Origin of the sequence: Hypericibacter adhaerens (assembly GCF_008728835.1) — a bacterium.
GTDB lineage: Bacteria > Pseudomonadota > Alphaproteobacteria > Dongiales > Dongiaceae > Hypericibacter > Hypericibacter adhaerens.
Genome location: NZ_CP042582.1, coordinates 1,287,533 through 1,310,806, shown reverse-complemented (window position 1 = coordinate 1,310,806; position 23,274 = coordinate 1,287,533). Strand labels below are relative to the sequence as shown.

The window sequence follows — 23,274 nt, the reverse complement described above, 5'->3', positions numbered from 1 at the left end:
CCGCGAGGCCCTCCGGTGGAGACTTCACGCCAGGGCCGGTTAATAAAGAATTGAGCCTATTTTTTCAGATTTGTGGATGCGGCCGGCGGGACCGTCGGGCCGGGGAACTCCGCCAGGATTCCCGGCAGCGCGCGGCCGATCCCCGCGAGCGGCACCGACCAATCTCCCCACCGCTCCTGGCGGTAGAGACGGTGGAACGGATACCAGGGGTTGTCCGCACGGTCGCGCATCCAGCGGAAATCGGGCGCGAAGCCCAGCAGTAGCCAGACCGGCTTGCCGAGCGCACCGGCCAGATGGCCCACGGCCGTATCGACGCAGATCACGAGATCGAGATCCTCGATCAAGGCCGCCGTGTCGGCGAAATCGCCGAGCTCGGCAGCGACCGAACGCAGCCGGCCCTCGAGACCCGCCGCCGCGATCTCCGCCCGGTCGTCCTCCTTCTGCAGGGAAATGAACGAGGCATCGCTGGCCGCGATCAGCGGCGTCAGACGCGCCAGCGGCAGCGATCGCCAGCGATCGACCTTGTGCTCGCGCCCGCCCTGCCAGCAGAGACCGACATGCGGCCGCTTCAGATTGGACAGCCGTTGCCGCCAGGCGGCGCGCGCCTCGGGCTCCGCGGCGAGATAGGGAACCGGCGCCGGTATCGTCTCGAGCGTCAGGCCGAGGCGATGCGGCAGGCTCATCAGCGGCACTTGGAAATCGACCGGAGGCAGCCGGTCGCCGCGGGCGAAGATCCGGTCGACGCCGGGTGCGTTCGCCAGCAGGCGCTTCAAGGCCGGCTGGACCTCGAGCAGGACCGTCGCCCCGAGCGCCTTCAAGGCCGGCAGCAGGCGAACGAACTGAAGGGTGTCGCCGAATCCCTGCTCGGCGAAGACCAGGATCCGCCGGCCCTGCAACGGCTCGCCCTGCCAGGGCGGCCAGGGCCAGTCGCGCTTCTCTGCGTCGAGCGTTCCCGCCTTCCAGCGCCATTCATAAGCGGCCCAGCCCTCGCGGAAATTGCCGTTGCTGAGCAGCGCGTGGGACAGGTTCCAGTGGGCGGAGCCATGCTCGGGCGCGACCGCGACGGCCCGCCGGCCGAGCGCTTCCGCTTCGGCGGCCCGGCCCTGGCGCAGCCGCAGGGCCGAGAGGTTGGTGAGGGCCACGTTGTTGTCCGGCGCCTTGACCAGAACCTTCTCATAGGCATCGGCCGCCGCGTCGACCTCGTCGATATCGGACAGGGCCGCGCCCAAAGCCAGTTGCGCGGGCGCGAAATCGGGCGCGATGGCGGCGGCGTGGCGCGCATGGGCAAGCGACGCCTCGACATGACGGCGCTTGCGCTCGATGACGGAGAGCTCGGCCAGCAGGCCGGCATTGTCGGGATGCCGGCGCAGCCAATCCTCGAGCAGCGCCGCCGCCTCATCGAGCTTTCCGGCATCGCGCAACTGCTGGAATCGGCGATGCGCGGCTTCTATCTCCGAGGTCGATGGGACGCCGGGCACCGGGGCGCCACGCGTCTCGAGCCAGCCCGCCAGCTCGGCCTGGAGACGGGCCAGCGGCGCCGACCAATCGCCGCGCCTCTCCTGCCGGAACAAACGCAGGGAGGGCCACCAGACGCAATCCTCCCGATCCCTGAGCCAGCGCCACTCCGCGGCATAGGGCAGCAGCACCCAGCAGGGCACGCCCAGGGCACCCGCCATATGGGCCGTGCTGTTGTCGATCGTGATGACGAGGTCGAGCGCGGCGATCTGGGCCGCGAAACCATCGAGATCGGTCAGGGGATCGATGGCCGGATCGAGGGTGATCGCGCCACCTTGTGCCGCCAGCGCGCGGATCTCGGCCTGGTGATCGCCATATTGAAGGCTGATGACATGCAGCCGGCGGTCGCGCAGCAAGGGCAGGAACATCGCCAGCGGGACGCGGCGGGCTTCGGCGTCGGTGCGGGAAGCCGTATGCCAGGCGAGGCCGAGGCGCGACCGCTCGAGCCCGTAGCGCCGGCGCAGGCTGTCGCGCCGCGCCGGATCGGCTTCGAGATACGCGCCGCCATGGCCGGCGAAGCTGCCGAGATCGGGGCGCAGGAGCCGCGGCAGATCGGCGGCACTGACCTGCGCCACGATCCCCTGCGGCTGCGGGCCGCCATCCACGGGCGATGGCGGACGGGCCCGCAGGGCGACATCCGGCAGCGACCGGCCGAGCAGCGTCATCAGGCGCGGATCGCATTCGACCGTGAGATCGGCCCGCCGGGCCAGCTCGGGCAGCAGGCTCGAGAACATCAGCTCGTCGCCGATCCCCTGCTCGTTCCAGACCAGGAGCTTTCCGTCGAGCCTCTCGCCCCGCCATTGCGGCCAGGGCCATCGGCGCCGTTGCGCCTGCTCGAAGGGCGTGAGCCAGCGCCAGGCGAATTCCTCCCATCCTTCGCGCAGCTTGCTGTTGGTCAGCAGCGCCAGCGCCAGGTGCCAGTGAGCCTGCGGATGGTCGGGCGCGACGGCAACGGCGCGACGTCCGAGCGCCTCCGCTTCCGCCGCGCGTCCCTGGCGCAGGCACAGCAGGGTCAGGTTGACCAGCGCGATGGCATGGGCGGGCTCGATCGCGAGGGCGCGCTCATAGGCGTCGGCCGCGCCGTCGACATCGCCGGCCCTCATCAGCGCCGCGCCCACGGCCAGGATCGCCGGGGCGGAGCCGGGATCGATGGCCAGCGCGCGTCGCGCCAGCGAGAGCGCATCGCCGATCGCTTCCGCGAGCGGCCGGTCCGTCGCGATCGGTCCGATGGTCCCGGCCACGCCGCCGATCCGGCGCAGCCGCAGGGTCGAAAGATTGGCGAGCGCGGAGACATTCTCCGGCTGTCGCCGGAGAAGGGCCTCGTAGGCCGCGATCGCGCCCTCCACATCGCCCTGGTCCGACAGAGCGTGGCCCAAGGCCGCCAAGGCCGGCGGCGAATCTGCTTCCTGCAACAGCGCACGCCGTGCCAGCGCGACCGCGGCCCCGCTCCGTCCCAGGGCTCTTTCGAGTGAGGACAGTCGCGTCAGGAGCGCGACGTCCTGCGGCGCTCGCGCCAGCCGTGCGGAAAGCTCGGCGACCTGCGCCTCGAGCTTCTGCCGGGCTGTCTGCCGCGCACGCTCCGGGAAAAGCTGAAAGCCGCCTGGACCTGCGCCCGCGAGAATCGACCGAAGCTCCGCCAGCGGCACCGACCAGTCGCGCCGCTGCGCCTGGCGCAGGAGACGCATCGTCGGATACCAGGGCGTGTCGGGACGATCGAGCATCCAGCGGAAATCGGGCGACCAGGGCAGCAGCAGCAGGACGGCGCGACCCAAGGCGCCGCAAAGATGCGCGACCGCGCTGTCGATCGTGACGACGAGATCGAGATTGGCGACCAGCGCCGCGGTGTCGGCGAAATCGCGCAAGCCCGGCCCGGCCTCGTAGAGGCGGCCCGACAGGTCGGCCGCCGCCACCTGCTCGCTGCCCGTGCCTTTCTGCAGGCTGACCCAGCCCGCAGGGGTTGCCTCGATCAGCGGCTTCAGCCGCGCCAAGGCGATCGAGCGGTTGCGGTCGTTGCGATGAGCGGGATTGCCCTGCCAGGCGAGACCGATGCGCGGGCGCGGCAAGGCCTCGAGGCGCTTCGCCCAGGCCGCCGCGGCCGCCGGATCGGGATGGAGGTAAGGGACATCGGCGGGCACGGTGTCGATCTCGGTGCCGAAGACGTGAGGCAGGCTCATGAGCGGCAAGGCGATATCGTGCGCGGGCGGCGTGCTGCCGCGCGCGATCACCTCGGCAACGCCGGCGGTCGAGCGTGCGAGATCGAGAAGCTCAGCCGGAGCCTCCAGGATCGGCGTCGCACCGGCCCGTGCCACCCGCGCCGCGTAGCGCAGGAACTGGATCGCATCGCCGATCCCCTGCTCGGCCGTGAGCCAGACGCGCCGGCCCGCCAGCTCTTCGGGTTTCGGACGGACCGGCAGCGGCGGGTGCGGACCGCCGACGAAGAGCGAGGAACGGAACCGCCACTCATATTCGGCGAAGCCTTCGCGCCAGCGCCCGCGGCGGATGTTCATCACCGCCCGGTTCCAGTGCAGATCGGCATGTTCGGGGTCGAGCGCCAGGGCCTTGTCGAGCCAGGCGATCGCGGAATCGACGCGGGTCAGGTCGTTCTCGAGCAGGCCCTTGTAGAAGTTGGCGAGCATGAGATCGGGGGCGAGCGCCAGCGCCCGGTCGAGCGCCGCCTCGGCACCCGCGAAATCCTCCATCATGCGGAGAATGTCGCCCAGCAGGGCATGGCCGAAAGCATGGCCGGGATCGAGGGCGACGGCGCGAAGCGCCGCGGTCCGGGCCTCCGCGAGAAGGCCCAGATTGCGGAAGCCTTCGGCGAGCTGCCGCTGGACCGGGGCGTCCTTCGGATCGAGCGCCGCCGCCTTCGCATAAAGCTCGTGGGCCCGGCGCGGATCGCCGCGGCGGGCGAACAGACCGGCCAGGTCGATCATCGCCGCCGCATCTGCCGGCCGCAGCGCCAGCACCCTTTCCAGCGCCTCGATCGCGCCATCGGTGTCGCCAAGGCTGCGCTTCGCACGCGCCAGGTCGCGCCACAGCCCGGCATCATGGGGCGCCGATACCACCGCCTGCTGCAACAGGGGCGCGGCCAGGTCCTGGCGCTTGCGCGCGACCTGAAGCCGCGCGAGATTGCCCAGCGCCTCCGCATCGCGCGGGTTGAGAGCGACGGCCCGCTCCAGCGCCGCCAGCGCACCCTCCGCGTCGCCGGCCTGGGAGCGGATCACGCCCAGCAGATGCCAGGCCTCGCCGCGCCGAGGCTCGCGGCCGACCAGCCGCTCGAGCATCGCCGCCGCGGCGGGAAATTCCTTCGATTGATAGAGCGACAGCGCCGTCTCGAACCGCGGTTCCGGCGATCCGACGGTGGCGGCATCCTTGCCCGAAAGCCGCTGCGCGAGAGCCGCCGCCAGATCGGCCAGGGGCCCGCGCCAGTCGTTGCGCTTCGTCTGGCGGAAGAGCCGCAAGGAACGCCACCAGATCGAGGCGGATCCCTCCCGCTGCCAGCGCCACTCCGCCCAATGCGGCAGGAGAACCCAGCAGGGCACGCCCAGCGCGCCGGCGAAATGCGCCGTGCTGTTGTCGATGGTGACGACCAGATCGACCGCCGCGAGCTGCGCCGCGAAACCGTCGAGATCCGTCATCGGGTCGACCGAGGCGTCCTGGAGCAGCTCAACCCCGCTGCGCCGGGCCAGCGCCGCGATCTCTTCCGCATGATCGCCGTACTGGACCGAGACGAAACGGACGCCGGGCGTCCGCAGCACCGGCTCCAGCCGCTCGAGCGTCAAGGAACGGCCCTGGGCGCTGTCGGCGATGGTGTGCCAGGCGATGCCCACCAGCAGGCGGCCGTCGTCGTAGCGGGTGCGCAGGGCCTGGCGACGTTCGGGATCGGGCCGGAGATAAGCATCGCCCTTGCCGGCGAAGCTCTCGAGCGTCGGGCGCAGCAGCGCGGCCAGCCCGCCGGCCGGAATCTGCGCGACGATGTCGCTCGCGAGCAGGCGCGGATCGAGCTGCGGCGGCTGGCGCCGTGCCACCAGCTCGACTCCCGGCAGGGACCGGCCCAGCAACCCGACCAGCCGCGGATCGCATTCGAGGATGCAGCCGAGATCGCGGGCGATCTCGGGCAACAGGCTCGAGAACAAGATCTCGTCGCCGATGCCCTGCTCGTTCCAGACCAGCAGCCGGCCGGAAAGCGGCCGCGCGCCGTCCCAGAACGGCTGGGGCAGCGGCCGGTTGCGCCTCTCCCTTCCAGGCGAGCGCTGCCAGCGCCATTCATATTCCTGCCAGCCCTCCGCGAACTGCCCGCAGGAGAGCAACGCGCCGCCCAGATTCACATGCGCATCGACATAGCCCGGCCGGGCGGCGATCGCTTGGCGATAGCAGCCGATGGCGGGCTCCATCAGGCCCAGATCGCGGAACACGGAGGCCGCATCATGCAGCGCATCCGCATCGCGCGATGCCCGCTGCACCGCGTGCGCCGCCTCGAGCGCCGCCTCGCTCCGATCGAGCTTCAGCAGGCTGCGGGCGCGGATGGCCTGGACGCGCGTGCTCCCCGGCTCGAGCCGTGAGACCCGGTCCGCAAGCTCCAGCGCCTCGGCGGGACGATCGAGGGCCAGGAGCAGGCTGGCGGCGACCGTCAAGGCCGGCGGGTCCTGGGGCGCTGTCTTCAGCACGGCCTGAATTTCCGCGAGCGCCTCTTCGTCCCGGCCGCGGTCATGAAGCGCCAGCGCCAGGTTGCGGCGGGCCAGCGCCGATGCCGGATCGAGGCCGAGGGCGGCGCGAAAGGCCGCCTCGGCCTCCTCGCTGCGGCCGGCTTCGCGCAGCATCACGCCCAGATTGATCTGCAGATCGAGCGCGTCCGGCTTGGCGGCCAGCGCCTGCCGATAGACCGTTTCCGCTTCGGCCGGCCGGCCGAGCTCCAGCAGCAGGTCGCCCAGATGGAGCGCGATCTCGGTCTGTCCGCGATCGAGCGTCAAGGCCGTCATCCAGGATCGGACCGCGGCGGACCCGAGACCGGCGCGACGCTGCGCCTGCCCCAGCCGGCGCAAGCTGGCGATCCGCTCCGGCGAGCTTGGGGCCAGCCGCGACAGCGCGCCTTCGAACGAAGCTGCAGCGTCCCCGTACAGCCCACGCTGCGCCTGAAGGATACCGAGGCGGGTCCAGTCGTCCGCCTCCGTGTCAGGGAGCTTCAGCAGCGCGCCGAAGGCCGCGATCGCGGGGTCGAGGCTGCCGGCCAGCGCCAGGCAATGAGCATGATGACGGCGGAACTCGGCCGATTGCGGCGCATTCCGAACCGCCTTCTCGAGCAGCGCCAACCCTTGCTCGCGCTCGCCGCCCTCGAAGACCAGCAGGCCAAGGCCGTGAAGTGCCGCTGCGTCGTCCGGATCCAGGGCCAGCGCGGCCCGGTAGAGACGCTGCGCCTCCACGCGGTTGCCCGCCGCATGGGCCTTGAGCGCGGCCTGCGTCTGGGCGCGCGAGGCTGGCCCGCCTGTCATCGCGAATCCCGAACCCGCTCGGCGATGGCGCGATCGAGCTCGGCCAGGGGATCGGACCAGTCGTTGTAGCGGATCTGCCGGAAGAGGCGCGCCGTCGGGTACCAGGGGCTGTCGCGGCGTCCCAGCAGCCAGCGGAAATCCGGCACCAGCGGCAGCAGCACGAAGAGCGGCCGGCCGAGCGCGCCCGCCAGATGCGCGACCGAGGTATCGACCGAGATCACCAGATCGAGATTCGCGCAAACCGCCGCTGTGTCGGCATAGTCCGCGAGTTCCTCGGTCGGATCGAAAATCCGCTGCGCGAGCCCGGCCGCTTCGATCTGGACCGCGGCCGGCCCCTTCTGCAGGCTGACCCAGCCGGCCTCGCGGCGTTCGATCAGGGGCGCCAGCCTTGCCAGCGCGATCGAGCGCAGCCGGTCATTGGGATGACGCGGGTTGCCCTGCCACACCAGCCCGATGCGCGGCCGTTTCAGATCGCGGAGCCGGTCCGCCCAGTGCCGCACCCGCTCGGGCTCGGCATGGAGATAAGGAACCGTGCCGGGAATCCGGTCGAGCGTCACCCCGAGCAGCGTCGGCAGGCTGAGCAGCGGGACCTGGAGGTCGAAGGGCGCGGTCTTGCCGGTGCGCGGCACGATCTCGTCGGTGCCGGCAAGACCCTGCATCAACCGCGCCAGCTCCGGCTGGATCTCGAAGGCGATCCGTCCGACGCGACCCGCGGCACCGGCGATGAGACGCGCGAATTGCAGGCTGTCGCCGAAACCCTGCTCGGCATAGACCAGCAGCGTCGCATCGGGGCGGGGCTCGCCGTTCCAGCGCTTATGCTCGTAGCGGCCGATGCCCGCGACGAAGTCGGGCGTCTTCCAGCGCCACTCGTACTGCGCCCAGCCTTCCTCGTACTGGCCGGTCATCAGCAGCGCCATGGCGAGGCTCGAATGCGCGCCGATATGGCCGGGCTCGGCGGCCAGCGCGCGCCGGAAGCAGGCGATCGACTGATCCATCAGGCCGAGACTGCGGAACACCACGCCCGCCCCCGTCAGCACATCGCCATCGGCATCGGGGAGCGCCGCCGCTATGCGGGCCGCGTCGCGGGCTTCCTCGATCCGGTCGAGCGCCAAGAGAGCGGAAGCGCGATTGCCGAGCGCCCGGCCGCTGCGCGGATCGAGCGCCAGCAGGCGGTCGGCGATCGCGAGCGCCTCGGCCGGGCGATGCAGCGCCTGCAGCAGCACCACCGCGACATCCAACGTCTCGGCCGTATCGGGGCGGCCCTCGAGCAAGGGCTGCAGCGCCTGCCATCCCTCCTCGTCCCGGCCGCGGTCATGCAGCACCACCGCGAGATTGCGGCGTGCGTCCGCCGAGCCTGGATCATGGGCCAGCGCCTCGCGGAACACCGCCTCCGCGTCCTCGAGCCGCCGCGCGGCATGCAGCACCGCGCCCAGATTGATCCGCGCGCGGGTGAAGCCCGGCTCGATCGCCAGCGCCCGGCGGTAAGCCGCTTCGGCGTCCTCGCTGCGCCCCTCATCCTTGAGCGCGTTGCCGAGATTGAAGGCGATGGCGGATTGATCGGGCAGGAGCGCCAGCGATTCCCGCCAGGACCGGATCGCGGCGTCGACCTGGCCCGCGCGGCGCTGGAGGGTGCCGAGGCGGCGCAGCAGCCCCGCCCGTTCGCTCGCCGGGGCCGCCGCCAGATGCGACAGCGCCGTTTCATAGGCGGCGATGGCCTCCGCATCCTGGCCCAGCTCGCCGAGCACGCTGCCGAGCCGGCTCCAATCGCCGCCGACCGAAGGCTCGATCGCCAGGGCCGCCCGATATTCGCCCGCGGCCTCGGCGAAGCGGCCGGCGCTCGCGAGCGCCGCCGCGTGATTGCGCCTGACCTCGGCGAGGCCGGGCGTCAGCCGGGCCGCCGCTCCCAGGAGCTCGATCGCCTCGGGCTTGCGTCCCTGCTGGAAACGCAGCACGCCGAGCCCGTGCAGCGCAGCCGCGTCCTTCGCGTCGAGCGCCAGGGCTTCCCTGTACAACCGCTCGGCCGATGCGTGATCGCCTTTGAGATAGGCGCTCAGGGCGGCGGCGCTGCGGGAGGCGGCCGGTTTCTGCTGGCTCATGCCGGAACCTCGGCCGGCGATGCCGGCATATTCCCGGCCGCGGCGATATCGATCGCTTCCGGCGCCTGCCCCGTCAGGTAGCGGCGCCAGATGCGGCGATAGGCGGCTTCGAGATCGCGCGCGAAGCGGGTCGGATCGGCCAGCGGCGAGGTTGCGCGCGCCTGCGCGATCCGCTGCCGCATCGCCGTGCGCATCGCCGGATCCTGTGCCAGTGCCAGAACCAGGCGTCGATAGGCCTCGAGGTCCTCGACGACCAGCTCCGGCAAACCCAGACCCGACAGCAGGCTTGCCGAGCGGCGGCCGGCGAAATGGCGGCCGCGCAGCGTCACCACAGGCACGTTCGCGGCCAACGCATCGGCGGTCGCGGCGGCATCGCTGTAGGGATGGGTGTCGAGTCCGATATCGGCCAGCGCCAGGCGCTGGCGATGGTAAGGGCGCGGTTGCGTCTGAGCGAAATGCAGGCGCCGCGGATCGATGCCGCGTTCCACCGCCTGGCGCTTGAGCTCGCCCACCATCGGGCGCTCGGCAGCCCAGAGCCACAGAACGGCATCGGGCACAGCGCCCAGCAGCTCCATCCAGAGCCGGAACAGCGCCGGTTCGATGCGGTCGGGACGGTGAAAGGCCGCGAGCACGACGCGATCGGCGGGCAGGCCTTCGGCTTCACGGTCGGCGGACGGCGCCGGCGCGGCGGTCTCGGCGAAGAGCGGTCGATAGCTGTGCGGCAGGCGGCAGATCGCCTCCGACCAGTGCGGCGCATCCTGGGGCGGCGCCGCGATCCGGTCGGCCAGCACATAGTCGATCCAGCCGGCGCCGCAGCTGCCGGGAAATCCCGGCCAGGCGATCTGCAACGGCGCCGGGCGCCGGGCGGCGATGGCCATGGCGGCACTGCCGGGCATCGCATCCTCCAGCACCAGGATGTCGATCGCCTCGTCGGCGATGCGCTGCGCCGCCGGATCGGGGCGCATGCGCGCGAGATCGACGAGGCGCTCACCGGCCGCGCCCAAGCCGCCCGCGGGCTCGTCGCGTTCGGCGGTGCGGTGGGTGAACAGGAAGGTCTCGACCGCCTCGGCATCATGAGCCTCGGCCAAGGCGGCGATCATCGCAGCGGCGGGGCTGGCGGCATCGACCAGATAGCCGACCCGCGGGATGTGATCCGGCTTGCGGTCGACCGGACGGCGACGCAGCGCTGCCCCCGCCGGCCGCGTCATGAGGCCGCTTTCCGCCTCGCTCCAGGCCTGGGCGATGCGCCGAAGCTTGGTCGCGTCCATCGAGCCCAGCAGATATTGCGCCGGCGCCTGGCCCGGCCGTTGGCCGGCGGCCAGTGCCGTCTCGGTCATCCGTTCGACCCGGGAGGCCAGCGCCTCGGCCTCGCGCCAGCGGCAGGCGCGGCGCAAATAGGCCAGCAGCAGCAGCGCCGCGGCGGCGTTGTCGGGATCGAGGCCCAGGATGCGGCGGCCCGCGGCGATCGCTTCCTCGGGCCGCTCGAGCGCATCGAGGACCGGCATCAGGGCCAGCAGCGCTTCGCCGTCGGTCGGCGCCAGGGTCAGGGCCCGGCGCAAGGCACCCAGGGCCTGGATCGGCCGGCCCTGGCGCTGATAGAGGCGTCCCAGCGCGATCCAGGCCGGCAGCTCGGTCTCGGCCAGCCCCACCAGCGTCTCGCCGGCGCTGATGGCGGCGGCGATCTTTCCCTGCTTCTCCAGAACCAGGGCCAGGTTGCGCACGGCTTCGACCATCTTCGCGTCGACGGCGAGCGCGCGCCGGTAACAGGATTCGGCTTCGGCGAAGCGGCGCTGCGCCAGGAACACATGGCCGAGATGGCAGGCGGCCCCGGCGAAGTCGGGCTTGAGGCGCAGCGCCGCGCGATAGCTGGCGGCCGCGTCCTCCAGATGACCCTGCTCGCTCAGCAGATTGGCGAGATCGAAATGCACCGCCGCGCGATCGGGCTCGATCGAGAGCGCGCGACGATAGGCGGCGGCGGCACCGTCGAGATCGCCCTGCTGGCGCAGCAGCAGCGCCAGCTCCCGCTCGGCCGCCGCCAGCCGAGGATCGAGCCCGACGGCAAGACCATAGGCCGCCGCGGCCTCGCGGTCGCGCCCCAGGTCGCGCAACGCGTTGCCGGTCAGGAAATGCGCGTGGGCGAGCCGCGGGTCGATCAGGGTGGCTTCGCGGAAATGCGCGAGCGCCGCCTCCGGCCGGCCGGTCGCGGCCAGCGCGTTGCCCGTGTTGCAGCGCAGGATGGCGTCGCGCGGCGCCAGCGCCACCGCCCGCTCGAACAGCGTTGCCGCCTCATGGCGCCGTTGCGTCTCGTGGCAGATCATGGCGAGCTCGGTGACCGCATCGACATCGCGCGGATCGGCCGCGACGATCGCACGCAAGCTGCGCTCGCGCCGCTCACGTTCGGCGGCGTCGGCCGTCTCGGCGATCTCGAGCTCGCTCTCCTCCATGTTCATGCGGGGGCTCTCAGCCTTGTGCCGTCGCCCGGAGCGGCCAGCGCCTTGGCGACGGCCGCGGTGACGGTCTCCCAGTCGCCGGCCCGCGACTGCCGCAACAGCCGCGCCGTCGGATACCAGGGGCTGTCCTCGCGGCCGACATACCAGCGGGGATCGCTCTCCACCGGCAGCATGATCCAGACCGGCCGCGCGAGCGCGCCCGCCAGATGCGCCACGCCGGTATCGACCGTGACCACCAGATCGAGCTCGGCGACGAGGCCGGCCGTATCGGCGAAATCGGCGAAGCGCTGCGGCGGCGCTCCCAGATCCTTGGCCGGATCCAGCAGCCGCCCGCCGAGCCCCGAAACCCGCAGCTCCTCCTCGCTCATGTCGAGCTGCAAGGCGATGGCGCTCCCCGAAAGCCCGCGGATCAGCGCGGCCAGCTGCGTCAGCGGCAGGGTCCGGCGCCGGTCGTTCGGGAATTTGGGATTGCCCCGCCAGGCGAAGCCGATCCTCGGGCGCGGCAGGTTCGCGATCCTCGCCGCCCAGCGCTCGCGATCGGCCGGCACCGCCTGGAGATAGGGAACCCGGTTCGGGATGCTGTCGAGCCGCGTCCTGAAGCGGTAAGGCAGGCTCATCATCGCCACCTGGAGATCGACCGGCGGCAGGGCGGCGCCGGCGGCGACCACCTGCCTGATCTCGGGCATGGATTGCACCAGGCGCACCAGCGGCGCCTGGACCTCGGCAACGACCTCGGCCCCCGCCGCCGCGGCCTCGCGGGCATAGCGGACATGCTGGATGGTGTCGCCCAGCCCCTGCTCCCATTGCAGGAGCAGTCTCTTGCCCGCGATCGGCTCGCCCTGCCAGTCCGGCGCCACGATCCGGCGGGGACGGCTCAGGAAATAGGGCGTCTGCCAGCGCCATTCATATTCCCGATGGCCTTCCTCGAGCCGGCCCAAGGTCAGGAGCGCGAAGGCGAGGCGGCGATGGCTGTCGGCATTGCCGGGGTCGAGCGCCAGGACATGGCGCGTGACCTCGAGCGCCTCCTCGGCACGATCGAGGCCGCGCAGGACCGACGCCAGATTGGCATGGAGACCGGCCTGCGCCGGGTCGATCGCCAGCGCCGTCCTGAGCGCGCCCTCTGCTTCCTCCAGCCGCTCGCATTCGCGCAAGGCCGTGGCCAGGTTGTTCCAGATGAAGACCTGCTTCGGGTCCAGCGCCAGCGCCGCGCGATAGACGCGGGCCGCCGCCTCGAACTGCGACCGGATGGCGTGGGCCCGCCCGAGCTGGAACAGGGCGTCGATGTCCTTCGGATTCTGCGCCAGGATGGCGTGCAGCTTGGTCTCCGCGGCGGCCCCGTCTTCCCGTCCGATCAGGGCGCGCGCCCAGGCCAGCAGGAGCCCGCGATCGCCCGGCTTGCGCGAAAGGGCCGCCGCGCAGACCTCGGCCGCTTCGGCGAACCGTTCGCGCTCGACCAGCGTGCCCGCGAGATTGATCGCGGCGACGGTCAGCGTGGGATCGAGCTCCAGCGCGCGCCGGTAACAGCGCAAGGCCGGCTCGATGGCGCCCGAGGCCTGGTCGGCGACGCCCAGATTGATCCAGGCCTCCGCCAGATCGGGCCGCAGCGCCACCACCTCGCGAAAGCTTTCGGCCGCCGCCGCGGCGTGGCCGGCCGCCTGCTCGATCGTCGCCAGTTGCAGATGGGCGTTGAGGCGCCCGCCATCCTGCACCGTCACGGCGCGATAGAGCGCCCTGGCCGCTTCGCCGTCACCAGCCATCCGGCATGTCTCGGCTTCGGCGAAGAGGCGATCGACCGCGGCGCGATCGGCCCGCGCGGGCTCGATCACGCGCAGGGCGGCCGGCGGCTTGCCCGCCGCGTGGCGACGCCACATCGCGCGATAGGCGCGCTCGAGATTGCGCAGGAAGCGGTCGGTATCGAACAGCGGCGAGGAACGCCGGTTGGCGGCGAGCTTGGCCTTGAGTGCCGCCAGCCCCGCCGGGTCGCGGGCATAGCGCAAGGCCAGCGCCCCGTATTCCTCGCGCGAGCGGGCCACGAGTTCCGGCAGGCCGACCGCGCGCAGCACGCTCGCCGACACGCGGCTCGCATAATGGCTGCCCTCGAGCGCCACCACCGGCAGCCCGGCCCAGAGCGCGTCGCTGGTGGTGGTATGGCCGTTGTACGTCCAAGTATCCAGGGCGATATCGACAAGCGACAGCCGTTTCAGATGCAGCGCCTTGTCCGGTCGGTCGGCGAAGATCAGGCGCTCCGGCGCCACGCCGCGGGCTGCCGCTTCCGCGCGCAGATGCACCGGCATCTGCGGATTGCCCGTGGGCAGCCACAGCACCGAGCCCGGCGTCTCGCGCAGGATCGCCATCCAGCAGTCGAACAGGGCCGGCTCGATCTTGAATCCCTGGTTGAAGGAGCAGAAGACCGGCACCCCCTCGGGCAGGCCCCATCGCGCGCGCGTGACCGGGGTCTCGGCGATCGCCTGCCTGTCGTCGTTGGGCTGGAAGATCTGCGGCAGCCAGCAGAGATGCTCGCTATAGTCCGGCGCCGATTCCGGCGGCGTCACCGCGATGTCGGTCAGGAGGTAGTCGACGAAATCCGCGCCCGAGCTGCCGGGATAGCCCAGCCACAGCGCCTGCAGCGGTGCCGGCTTGAAGGCGAGGATCTCGGGCCGCGCCGACCCGGTATGGCCGTTGAGATCGACCAGGATGTCGATCCGATCGGCGGCGATGCGCTCGGCCGCGGCGCGGAACCCGAGCGGCGTCAGGTCCACGAACCGATCGGCCGCCTTGACGATGCGCCGGCGCCATTCGCTGTTGTCGTCGGGTCCGATCGCATAGGCGGTGACCTCGACCTGCCGGCGGTCATGGCGCTCGAACAGCCCGACCGTGAGCTGCGACACCGGATGCTCGCCGAAATCGCTCGACAGATAGCCGATGCGCAGGCGCTGTTCCGGATCGATGTCGGCGGCCGGCAGGCTCAGGCGCTGCCCGCCGATGCGGTTCTGCGCCGCCCGCGACCAGGCCCGCGCCACGCGCAGGTTCTCCGCCTCGTCGGTCGAGCGCGAGAGATGGGCGAGCGGCGATTCCTCGGGCTTCTCGCCCTTGGCGAGGGCCGCTGCCGTCGCGGCCGCGATCCGCGCCTGCAGGGGCGCCGCTTCCGCCCAGGCGCATTGCTGCTGCAGCAGCCGCAGCAGCGACGCCGCCGCGGGATCGTCCGGATCGATCGCCACCGCCCGGCGGTAGGCCGCGAGCGCCTCGTCGGTGCGCTTGAGGGCTTCCTGGGCGGCGCCCAGATAGCGCCAGGCGAAGGCGTTGTCCGGCGCCAGCTCGATCGACTGGCGCAAGACCGCGATCGCGCGCTCGGTGTGGCCGAGGATCTTCAGGTCCACGCCGAAATTGAGCAGCGCCGTCGGCTCCTTGGGATCGAGCCGCAGCGCCTCGCGATAGGCCTCCGCGGACCCCTGATAGTCGCCTTCGCGGAAGAGCGCGCGCCCGAGACCGACCCAGGCGCGGACATCGTCCGGCGTTTCCTTGAGCAGGCGGCGCAGCTGATCGGCCGCAGCCCCCGGCTGCTCGCGATAGAGCAGGAGATTGGCGCGCAGGCGCTGCAGCTCCCGGTCCTGCGGCGCCAGCGCCTCGAGCCGGTCGAGCGCCTCGCCCACCTCCTCGAGCCGGCGCCGCGCGAGCAGCGCCTTGGCGAGATTGCGCCAGCCGTCGGCATGACGCGGATCGTTCGTGAGACCCTGACGGAAGCTCGCGATCGCCTCCTCGTGGCGCTGCAGGCTGGCGAAGACGGCACCCAGGTTGATCCGCAGCTGCGCATCCTGGGGCGCCTTCGCGACCGCCCGCTCCAGGGGCGCCAGCGCCGCCTCGAGCCGGCCCGCCTGGAACAGCAGCACGCCGAGCCCGCCCAGCGCTCCCGCATGACCCGGCTCGCGCTCGAGCAAGGCGCGATAGGCGGCTTCGGCGCCCGCGAGATCGCCCGCGCGATGGAGCGCCAGCGCCGCCTCGATCGTCCCCTGGCCGGCCGGCGTGGCGCTCATGCCGGCCTCGCCCCGACGAACATCGCCGGATCACGCTGGCGTTCGATCGCGGCGGCAGGCCCGGCGCCGAATGACTCGACCGCGCCCGCGACCTCCTCGACCAGATCGCGCCAATCATCGGAACGGGTTTGCCGGAACAGGCGCGCGGTCGGATACCAGGGACTGTCGCTCCGCTCGACCAGCCAGCGCGCATCGCTGCCGCGCGGCAGCATCAGCCAGACCGGCTTGCCGAGAGCGCCGGCCAGATGAGCGACCGCCGTGTCGACCGAGATCACGAGATCGAGCGCCGCGATCAGCCCGGCCGTATCGGCGAAGTCTGCGAACCGCTCGGGCGGCGCTCCCAGATCGCCGGCGGGATCGAGCAGGCGAATGCCCGGTGGCGCGTCGAGGAACTCCGTCGGCGCCGCATCCTTCTGCAAGGCGATCCAGCTGGCGCCGGCGCTCCGCATCAGGATCGGCTGCAGCGCCGCCAGCCGCATCGATCGGCGCGCATCGTTCACGAAGGTCGGGCTGCCCCGCCAGACCAGGCCGATCAGCGGACGCGGCAGGCCGGCAAGGCGCGCGTGCCAGCGCGCTCTGTCGGTCTCGTGGGCGAAGAGATAAGGCGTGCGCGCGGGGATGGTCTCGAGCGTCGTGCCGAGACGATGCGGCAGGCTGATCAGCGACAGCTGAAACTCGACCGGCGGCAAATCCACGCCGGCGGCGACGACCCGTTCGAAGACCGGCATCGATTGCGCGAGCCTGACCAGCGGCGCCTGCAGCTCGGCGACGAGCGCGGCGCCTTGGGCCGCCAGGGCGGGGGCGAAGCGCAGATATTGGATGCTGTCGCCCAGCCCCTGCTCCCATTGCAGCAGAAGCCGGCGCCCGGCGATGGGCTCGCCGCGCCAGAACGGGGCCACGATCCGGCGCTGGCGCGCCGCGAATTCTTTCGTCTGCCAGCGCCATTCATATTCCGCGTAGCCTTCCTTCAGGCGTCCGAGCGCGAGCAGCGCCATTCCCCGGAAACGATGCGCCTCCGCCGAAGCAGGGTTCTCCTCGATGATCAGCCGATGAACCGTTTCGTAGGCCTCTTCCGCCTCGCGGTGCCGATTGAGCTCGCGCAGCGCGCCGATCAGCCGATTCCAGACCTCCGTCTGCCGTGGCGCGATGCGAAGCGACGCCCGATAGGCCTCGACCGCCTCGCTCGCGCGGTCCTGGCCCGCGAGCGCCAGGCCCAGATGAAACGCCGCGGCGGCGTTCTGCGGATCGACCGCCAGGACCCGGCGGGCATCGGCCTCCGCTCCGGCATGATCGCCCAGCCGCAACCGGGCCGAGCCGCGCAACAACCAGGCCGATCGATCCTCCGGCACCCGCTGCAGCGCGAGATCGGCGAGCCGAAGCGCTTCGCCGGCGTCCTCGTCGAGCAGCGCCGTCGAGAGGTTCAGCAGGGCCGCCACCATCGCCGGCTTCAACGCCAGCGCTCGCCGATAGCAGTCGATCGCCTCGCGACGTTGGTTTATGCCCATCAAGGCGGCGCCGAGATTGAGCCAGGCTTCCGCCTGGTCGGGCTGCAGCGCCAGCGCCTCGCGATAGGCCTGCGCCGATCCGTCATGATCGCCGTTGCGGTAGAGGTCGCGTCCGCGGCTCAGCAACGCCCGCACCCGGTCGGCCGCATCGCTCCCGGGCGCGCTCATGACGGGTTCCGGCTCACGGGCATCTCGGCGCGACGGCGACAGCGATCGACATGCTTGGCGAGCGGCCCGCCTTCGGCATGGATGGCGGCCAGCGCCCCCCAGCCTTCGGCGAGCGAGGGATCGAGCGCCACCACCTCGCGATAGCGATCCGCGGCGTCCGCGAGCGCGCCCTCGGCGCGCAGCAGATGGGCGAGATGAAGCTGGCCCTCGACATAGCCCGGATCGAGATCGAGCGCGCGGCGATAGGCGGCGATGGCCTTGCTGCGATGGCCCGCCTGCCGCAGCGCCTCGGCTTCGCCCATCGCGGCGGCGATCGCCGAAGGACTGGCGCCCGATGGCTCGATCACGCGGATCGAGGCCGGCGCCGCGCCGCGCAGATGCCGGCGCCAGATCGCGCGGTAGCCGGCTTCGAGATTGCGGGCGAAACGCGCGGTATCGAAGAGCGGAAAGCGGCCCCGGTTGGCGGCGAGCCTGGCCCGGAGCGCCGCGCGGGCCGCGGCGTCGCGCGCATAGCGCAGCGCCAGCGCCCGGTATTCCGCCGGCGTCCGGGCGATCAGCTCCGGCAGGCCGATCGCCTTCAGCACGCTGGCCGAGACCCGGCTCGCATAATGGCCGCCTTCGAGCGCGATCACCGGCACGCCCGCCCAGAGCGCGTCGCTGGTCGTGGTGTGGCCGTTGTACGTCCAGGTGTCGAGGGCGATATCGATATGCGACAGGCGCTGGAGATGGACCGGCTTGTCCGGCCGGTCGGCGAAGACGAGCCGCTCCTGCGCGACACCGTGAGCAGCCGCCTCGCGGCGGAGGTTGGCCAGCATCTCGGCGCTCGGGCTGCGCAGCCACAGGACCGATTTCGGCAGCTCGCGCAGCAGCTCCATCCAGAGCGCGAAGCTCGCCGGCTCGATCTTGAAGCCCTGGTTGAGCGAGGCGAACACCACGCCGTCCTCCGGCAGGCCCCAGCGGGCGCGCTTTGTCGCCTCGGGCGAGATTTCCTGCCGGTCGTCATTGGGCTGGAACACATGCGGCAGCCAGAGCAGGGCCTCGCTGTAGTCGGCCGCGGCCTCGGGCGGCGTGGCGGTGATGTCGGTGATCATGTAGTCGATGAAATCGGCGCCCGAGCTGCCGGGATAGCCCAGCCACAGTGCCTGGATCGGTGCCGGCCGCAGCGCCAGCGCCTCCATCTTGGCGCCGCTCGAATGGCCGTTGAGATCGACCAGGATATCGACGCCGTCGGCGGCGATGCGCTCGGCGACGGCGCGCTGGCCCTGGCCCTGCAGATCGACGAAGCGGTCCGCCGCCGCGACGGCGCGCTGGCGCCAGAGGCTCTCGTCCGCGCGGCCATGCGAGTAGATCGCGACCTCGACCGCGCGGCGATCGTGGCGCTCGAACAGCCCGACCGTCAGGTGCGCCACCGGATGGTCATGCATGTCGCTGGTGTAGTAGCCGATCTTGAGCCGCCGCTCGGGATCGGGCTCGCGCGGGGCCTGCGTCACCGCGGGGCCTGGAATGCGCGCGCGCATCTGTCCGATCCAGGCCTTGGCGACGGCAAGCGTCTCGGCCTCGTCGCTCGAGCGCGACAGATGGGCCAGCGGCGTCTCCTCGGGCTTGCGGCCCTCGGCCAGGGCCGCCTTGGTGTTGGCCGCGACCCGCTTCAGCAGCGGTGCCGCCGCCGGCCAGTCGCATTGCTGGAGGAGCTGGCGCAGCAGCAACGCCTGGCCGCTCGCATCGGCCGGCTCGAGCGCGAAGGCTTCGCGATAGGCCTTGGCGGCTTCCGCGTTGCGGCCCAGCATCTCGAGCGCGCTGCCGAAATTGCGCCAGGCGAGCGCGCTCGAACGGTCGAGCTCGACCGCCTGGCGGAAAGCCGCCATCGCCTCCTTGATCCGGCCGAGATCGTAGAGCGCGGCGCCCAGATTGATCTGGAACCCCGCCTTGCCGGGCCCGAGCGTCACGGCCTTCTGCTGGGCCGCGAGCGCGTTCTCGGCATCGCCCAGCGCGCGCCAGCAATTGCCGAGCTGGTTCCAGTATTCGGCCCGGTCGGGCGACAGCCGCACCGCCTCGCGCCAATGCGGCAGCGCCGCCTTGAACCCGCCCTGCGCGGCGAGCGCGCCGGCGAGACCCGCCCGATAGCGCGCATTGCCGGGTTCCTGCCCGACCAGCGCCTGATAAATCCGGGCCGCCTCGGCCGGCTGCCGGCGGCGCATGGCGAGGTCGGCCGCGAGACGCTGCGGCTCCTTCTGACCGGGCGCCCGCTTGATCAGCTGCTCGATCGCGGCACCGGCTTCGTCGAGCCGGTCGGCCCTGAGCAGGGCCGCGGCGAGATTGCGCCAGCCATGGAGATGATCGGGTGCCCGGGCCAGCGCGCGCCGAAACGCCTGGATCGCCTCGGGCAGGCGGCCGTTGCTGGCATAGGCGCTGCCGAGATTGACCTGTCCCTGGGCATCGTCCGGCGCCATCGCCGCCGCGCGCTCCAGCGGCGCCAGCGCCTCCTGCGGCCGCCCGGTCTGCATCAGCAGCACCCCGATCCCGCCCAGCGACGCCACATCCTCCGCGTCGGCGACCAGCGCTTCGCGATAGGCGCGCTCGGCCCCCGCCAGATCGCCCGCGCGATGGCAGGCGAGCGCTCGCTCGCTCGCTGTCAGGGGTCGCTGGGTCGCTGTCATGGGCGGTGACGCATCCTCGTTTCGCCGACGGCGTTGGCCAGGGTCGCCCCGGAACGGTTTTCCGCCCGGCGCCGGCCGCTCCATTCTGGCATCGGGCCTCGACTCGCTCCAAGCCGCAGCTTAGCCGGCAAGCCCTTGATCCTGTTATTCTCTCTTGAGCGAGGCTGGTTCCCGCGCGAGGCTTTCGCTAAGCTCCCAGCATGGAGCGTCCGCGTTAAGGAACCCTCAGGGTTCCAGGCATCCCGCCACCCTCGTTTCCCATCCGACAGATTAGACCATGAGTATCTGGGGCAAGATCCTCGGCGGAGCCGCCGGTTTCGCGCTGGGCGGTCCGGTGGGCGCGCTCGCGGGCGCGGTCGCCGGCCATGCCGTCGACATGCTGACGGAAGCGAACCTGCAGCAGGGGGACGCGACGGGCACGGCCGCGCCCGCCGACGAGCGGGCGGCCACGCGCCAGATCGCCTTCACCATCGGCGTCATCGTGCTGGGCGCCAAGATGGCCAAGGCCGACGGCCGCGTCACGCGCGAGGAGATCGTCGCCTTCAAGGAGGTGTTCCGGGTTCCCCCGCAGGAGCTGCGGAACGTGGGCCGTTTCTTCGACCAGGCGCGCCAGGACGCCCAAGGGTTCGAGCCCTATGCCCGGCAGATCGCCAAGATGTTCCCGCGAAAGTCGCGGGTACTGGAGGAGCTAATCGACGGCCTCTTCCACATCGCCAAGGCGGATGGCGCGGTCAGCGCCGACGAGCTCGACTATCTGCGCCGCGTGGCGCAGATCTTCGGCTTCGCTGACGCGGATTTCGAGCGGATCCGCCATTCGCATCTGGGACCGGACGAATCCGATCCTTATACGCTGCTCGGCGTCACCCGCGATTCGAGCGACGCCGAGATCAAGCTCGCCTGGCGCAAGCTCATCCGCGAGACCCACCCTGACAAGCTGATCGCCAAGGGCCTACCCCAGGAGTTCGTCGATCTCGCGACCGACAAGATGGCGCGCATCAACGCCGCCTACGACCGGATCGCGAAGGAGCGCGGGATTGAGTGACCCCTTCTTGTCTCCTCCCCCGCCTTGCGGGGGAGGATTAAGGAGGGGGCTGCTCAGTATTGAAGACCGCGCAGCCCCCTTCCTAACCTTCCCCCGCAGCGCGGGGGAAGGGACAGAACGAGTTCGGAGCCTTGCTTGAAACCTCTTCATGTCGCGTTGATTCTCCTCGTCATGATGATCTGGGGATTCAACTTCGTGGTGGTGAAGTTCGGCCTCATGCTCATGCCGCCCTTCACCTTCATGGCGCTGCGCTTCTTCATCGTGTCGCTGATGCTGCTTCCCTTCATCAAGTTGCCGCCGCGCTGGCGCGAGCTGGCGGCGCTGTCGGTGACGCTGGGGATCCTTCATTTCAGCCTGATGTTCACAGGGCTCCGCCACATCGATGCGTCGACCGCGGCGATCGCCATCCAGCTCCAGGTACCGTTCGCGGCCCTGCTGGCCGCCTACTTCTTCAAGGACCGGATCGGCTGGCGACGCAGCTTCGGCATGGCGGTCGCCTTCGGCGGGGTGGCGCTCATCGCCGGCGAGCCGCGATTCCAGGGCGGCTATCTGCCGCTCATCCTCGTGATCGGCGCCGCTTGCGTCTGGGCCTTCGCCAATGTCCAGATCAAGCGGATCGGCAATGCCATGGACGTGATGACCCTCAATGGCTGGATCGCGGCCCTGGCGTTTCCTCAACTTTTGCTTGTGGCCCTGCTGATCGAAGGGAATCCGATCGAGATCGTTCCCTGGGATCACTGGGGTGTCTGGGGCGTGCTCGCCTATCAGAGCCTGCTCGTCACGGTGCTGGGCTACAGCATCTGGTATCGGATGATGCGGATCTTCCCGGTCAACCAGGTGATGCCCTTCACGCTCTCGGTGCCGCTCTTCGGCGTGCTGGCCGGAATCCTGCTCCTCGGCGAACCCTTGACCTGGTTCATGGTGATCGGCGGTATCGCGACCCTGGCCGGGGTGGCAATCTGCGTCATCCGACGGCCGGCCTTGACCCAGGCCGCGACCCAGAGCGGACAGTAGGACCCCCTTGGCGGCCATGACCCAGCTCGAGCTGCGCGAAATCCTGTCGCCGAACCACGATGCCCGTCCGCCCGGGCAGGCCGTCGACATCCTTCTGCTGCATTACACGGGCATGAAAAGCGCCCAGGCCGCGATCGACCGGCTGGTCGATCCGACGGCGAAGGTCAGCGCGCATTATCTGATCGAGGAGAACGGCACCGCCTGGCGGCTGGTGCCGGAAGAAAGGCGCGCCTGGCATGCGGGTATCAGCTTCTGGGCCGGAGCCCGCGACATCAATGCGCGCTCGATCGGCATCGAGCTGGTCAATCCCGGCCACGAGTTCGGCTATCGGCCCTTCCCGCCGGCCCAGATGGCGAGCCTCGAGGCGCTGGCGAAGGACATCCTCGCGCGCCATCCGATCCCGCCCCGGCGCGTGCTCGGCCATTCCGACGTGGCGCCGCAGCGCAAGGAGGATCCGGGCGAGCTGTTCGACTGGGCCGGTCTCGCCCGGCGCGGCATCGGCCTCTGGCCGCGCGCCGGCGCGGCCGCGCGATCATGGTCGCTAGCCGAGCTCCAGGCCGGTCTCGGCCGTTTCGGCTACGAGGTGCCGGATCATGGCGAGCTCGACGCGGCGACCCGGACCGTGCTGATCGCCTTCCAGCGCCATTTCCGCCCGGCGCGGATCGACGGCACGCCCGATGAGGAAAGCGCCGGCATCCTCGCAGACCTGCTCGACCAGATCGGTTGACCTCGCGCGCGACAGCGCCTAACTCTGCCCCGCCAGACGGCCAGATGGCCGCCTTCGGCCGCCCGGCAACGGGCGGCCGGGGGAGGAAAGTCCGGGCTCCACGGAAACACGGTGCCGGGTAACACCCGGCGGGGGCGACCCCAGGGACAGTGCCACAGAAACATACCGCCGGACCGGCGACGGAACGGTAAGGGTGAAATGGTGCGGTAAGAGCGCACCGCATGGCCGGCAACGGCCATGGCCGGGCAAACCCCACCGGGAGCAAGACCAAGTAGGGACAGCAGGCCCCTGATTTCCTTCGGGAAATTCGGGACCGGGCGGTTTTCGAGCCGCTGTCCGGGTCGGTCGCGCGAGGCGTTCGGCAACGAACGTCCCAGATGAATGGCCATCGCCGGGGCGCTGGTTCGCCAGCCGCTCCGGGCACAGAACCCGGCTTATCGGCCGTCTGGCATTTTCACCGAAAGCCCTGCTCGCGGGCGTCCCAGGGCGCGCGCCGCCATCCCTTCGCCGGGTTCGTCGCCAAGTATTCGCGACGAGAACAAATAAAGAACACGAAGTTGCCGCAATGACGATGAAGGAT

Annotated in this window: 9 protein-coding genes and 1 other RNA gene; 4 read left to right on the top strand and 6 right to left on the bottom strand. The window is 71.1% G+C overall.

The window, feature by feature from the left end; genetic code table 11:
• Window positions 1–56: 56 nt before the first annotated feature.
• The 6 genes from FRZ61_RS05780 to FRZ61_RS05755 are packed head-to-tail and all read right to left on the bottom strand — an operon-like array spanning window position 57 to window position 19,911.
• Complete coding sequence (locus FRZ61_RS05780; RefSeq protein WP_151115632.1) at window positions 57–7,004, bottom strand: tetratricopeptide repeat protein; 6,948 nt, start codon at window positions 7,002–7,004, stop codon at window positions 57–59.
• On the bottom strand, window positions 7,001–9,100 hold the full coding sequence (locus FRZ61_RS05775) for a tetratricopeptide repeat protein (protein WP_151115630.1): 2,100 nt from the start codon (window positions 9,098–9,100) through the stop codon (window positions 7,001–7,003). Before FRZ61_RS05775 ends, FRZ61_RS05780 begins: the two co-directional genes overlap by 4 nt.
• Entirely contained in the window at window positions 9,097–11,550 is a 2,454-nt protein-coding gene (locus FRZ61_RS05770) for an O-linked N-acetylglucosamine transferase family protein (protein ID WP_151115628.1), read from the bottom strand. Before FRZ61_RS05770 ends, FRZ61_RS05775 begins: the two co-directional genes overlap by 4 nt.
• Window positions 11,547–15,581, bottom strand: a complete 4,035-nt coding sequence (locus FRZ61_RS05765) for an O-linked N-acetylglucosamine transferase family protein (RefSeq protein ID WP_151115626.1) — start codon at window positions 15,579–15,581, stop codon at window positions 11,547–11,549. Before FRZ61_RS05765 ends, FRZ61_RS05770 begins: the two co-directional genes overlap by 4 nt.
• On the bottom strand, window positions 15,578–17,254 hold the full coding sequence (locus FRZ61_RS05760) for a tetratricopeptide repeat protein (RefSeq protein WP_151115624.1): 1,677 nt from the start codon (window positions 17,252–17,254) through the stop codon (window positions 15,578–15,580). Before FRZ61_RS05760 ends, FRZ61_RS05765 begins: the two co-directional genes overlap by 4 nt.
• Window positions 17,251–19,911, bottom strand: coding sequence for an O-linked N-acetylglucosamine transferase family protein (locus FRZ61_RS05755; protein WP_191909317.1), 2,661 nt, complete (start codon window positions 19,909–19,911; stop codon window positions 17,251–17,253). Before FRZ61_RS05755 ends, FRZ61_RS05760 begins: the two co-directional genes overlap by 4 nt.
• 277 nt (window positions 19,912–20,188) lie before the next feature.
• On the opposite strand from FRZ61_RS05755, the gene FRZ61_RS05750 reads away from it, so the two are divergent.
• From FRZ61_RS05750 to rnpB, 4 genes are all read left to right on the top strand, one after another.
• The gene (locus FRZ61_RS05750; RefSeq protein ID WP_151115620.1) at window positions 20,189–20,953 is read left to right on the top strand and encodes a TerB family tellurite resistance protein; all 765 of its coding nucleotides are present in this window, start codon (window positions 20,189–20,191) and stop codon (window positions 20,951–20,953) included.
• Between the two features lie 135 nt (window positions 20,954–21,088).
• Window positions 21,089–21,967, top strand: a complete 879-nt coding sequence (locus FRZ61_RS05745; protein WP_151115618.1) for a DMT family transporter — start codon at window positions 21,089–21,091, stop codon at window positions 21,965–21,967.
• 16 nt (window positions 21,968–21,983) lie between these two features.
• Window positions 21,984–22,694, top strand: coding sequence for an N-acetylmuramoyl-L-alanine amidase (locus FRZ61_RS05740; RefSeq protein WP_151115616.1), 711 nt, complete (start codon window positions 21,984–21,986; stop codon window positions 22,692–22,694).
• Between the two features lie 32 nt (window positions 22,695–22,726).
• Window positions 22,727–23,147, top strand: an RNA gene (gene rnpB, locus FRZ61_RS05735) — RNase P RNA component class A.
• Window positions 23,148–23,274 lie beyond the last annotated feature (127 nt).

Excerpts from the sequence above, each read along its gene's own strand:
- FRZ61_RS05760 (WP_151115624.1), bottom strand. The coding sequence starts at position 17,254 with ATGAGCGCGCCCGGGAGCGATGCGGCCGACCGGGTGCGGGCGTTGCTG.
- FRZ61_RS05770 (WP_151115628.1), bottom strand. The coding sequence starts at position 11,550 with ATGAACATGGAGGAGAGCGAGCTCGAGATCGCCGAGACGGCCGACGCC.
- FRZ61_RS05740 (WP_151115616.1), top strand. The coding sequence starts at position 21,984 with ATGACCCAGCTCGAGCTGCGCGAAATCCTGTCGCCGAACCACGATGCC.
- FRZ61_RS05775 (WP_151115630.1), bottom strand. The coding sequence starts at position 9,100 with ATGAGCCAGCAGAAACCGGCCGCCTCCCGCAGCGCCGCCGCCCTGAGC.
- FRZ61_RS05765 (WP_151115626.1), bottom strand. The coding sequence starts at position 15,581 with ATGAGCGCCACGCCGGCCGGCCAGGGGACGATCGAGGCGGCGCTGGCG.
- FRZ61_RS05755 (WP_191909317.1), bottom strand. The coding sequence starts at position 19,911 with ATGACAGCGACCCAGCGACCCCTGACAGCGAGCGAGCGAGCGCTCGCC.
- FRZ61_RS05750 (WP_151115620.1), top strand. The coding sequence starts at position 20,189 with ATGAGTATCTGGGGCAAGATCCTCGGCGGAGCCGCCGGTTTCGCGCTG.
- FRZ61_RS05780 (WP_151115632.1), bottom strand. The coding sequence starts at position 7,004 with ATGACAGGCGGGCCAGCCTCGCGCGCCCAGACGCAGGCCGCGCTCAAG.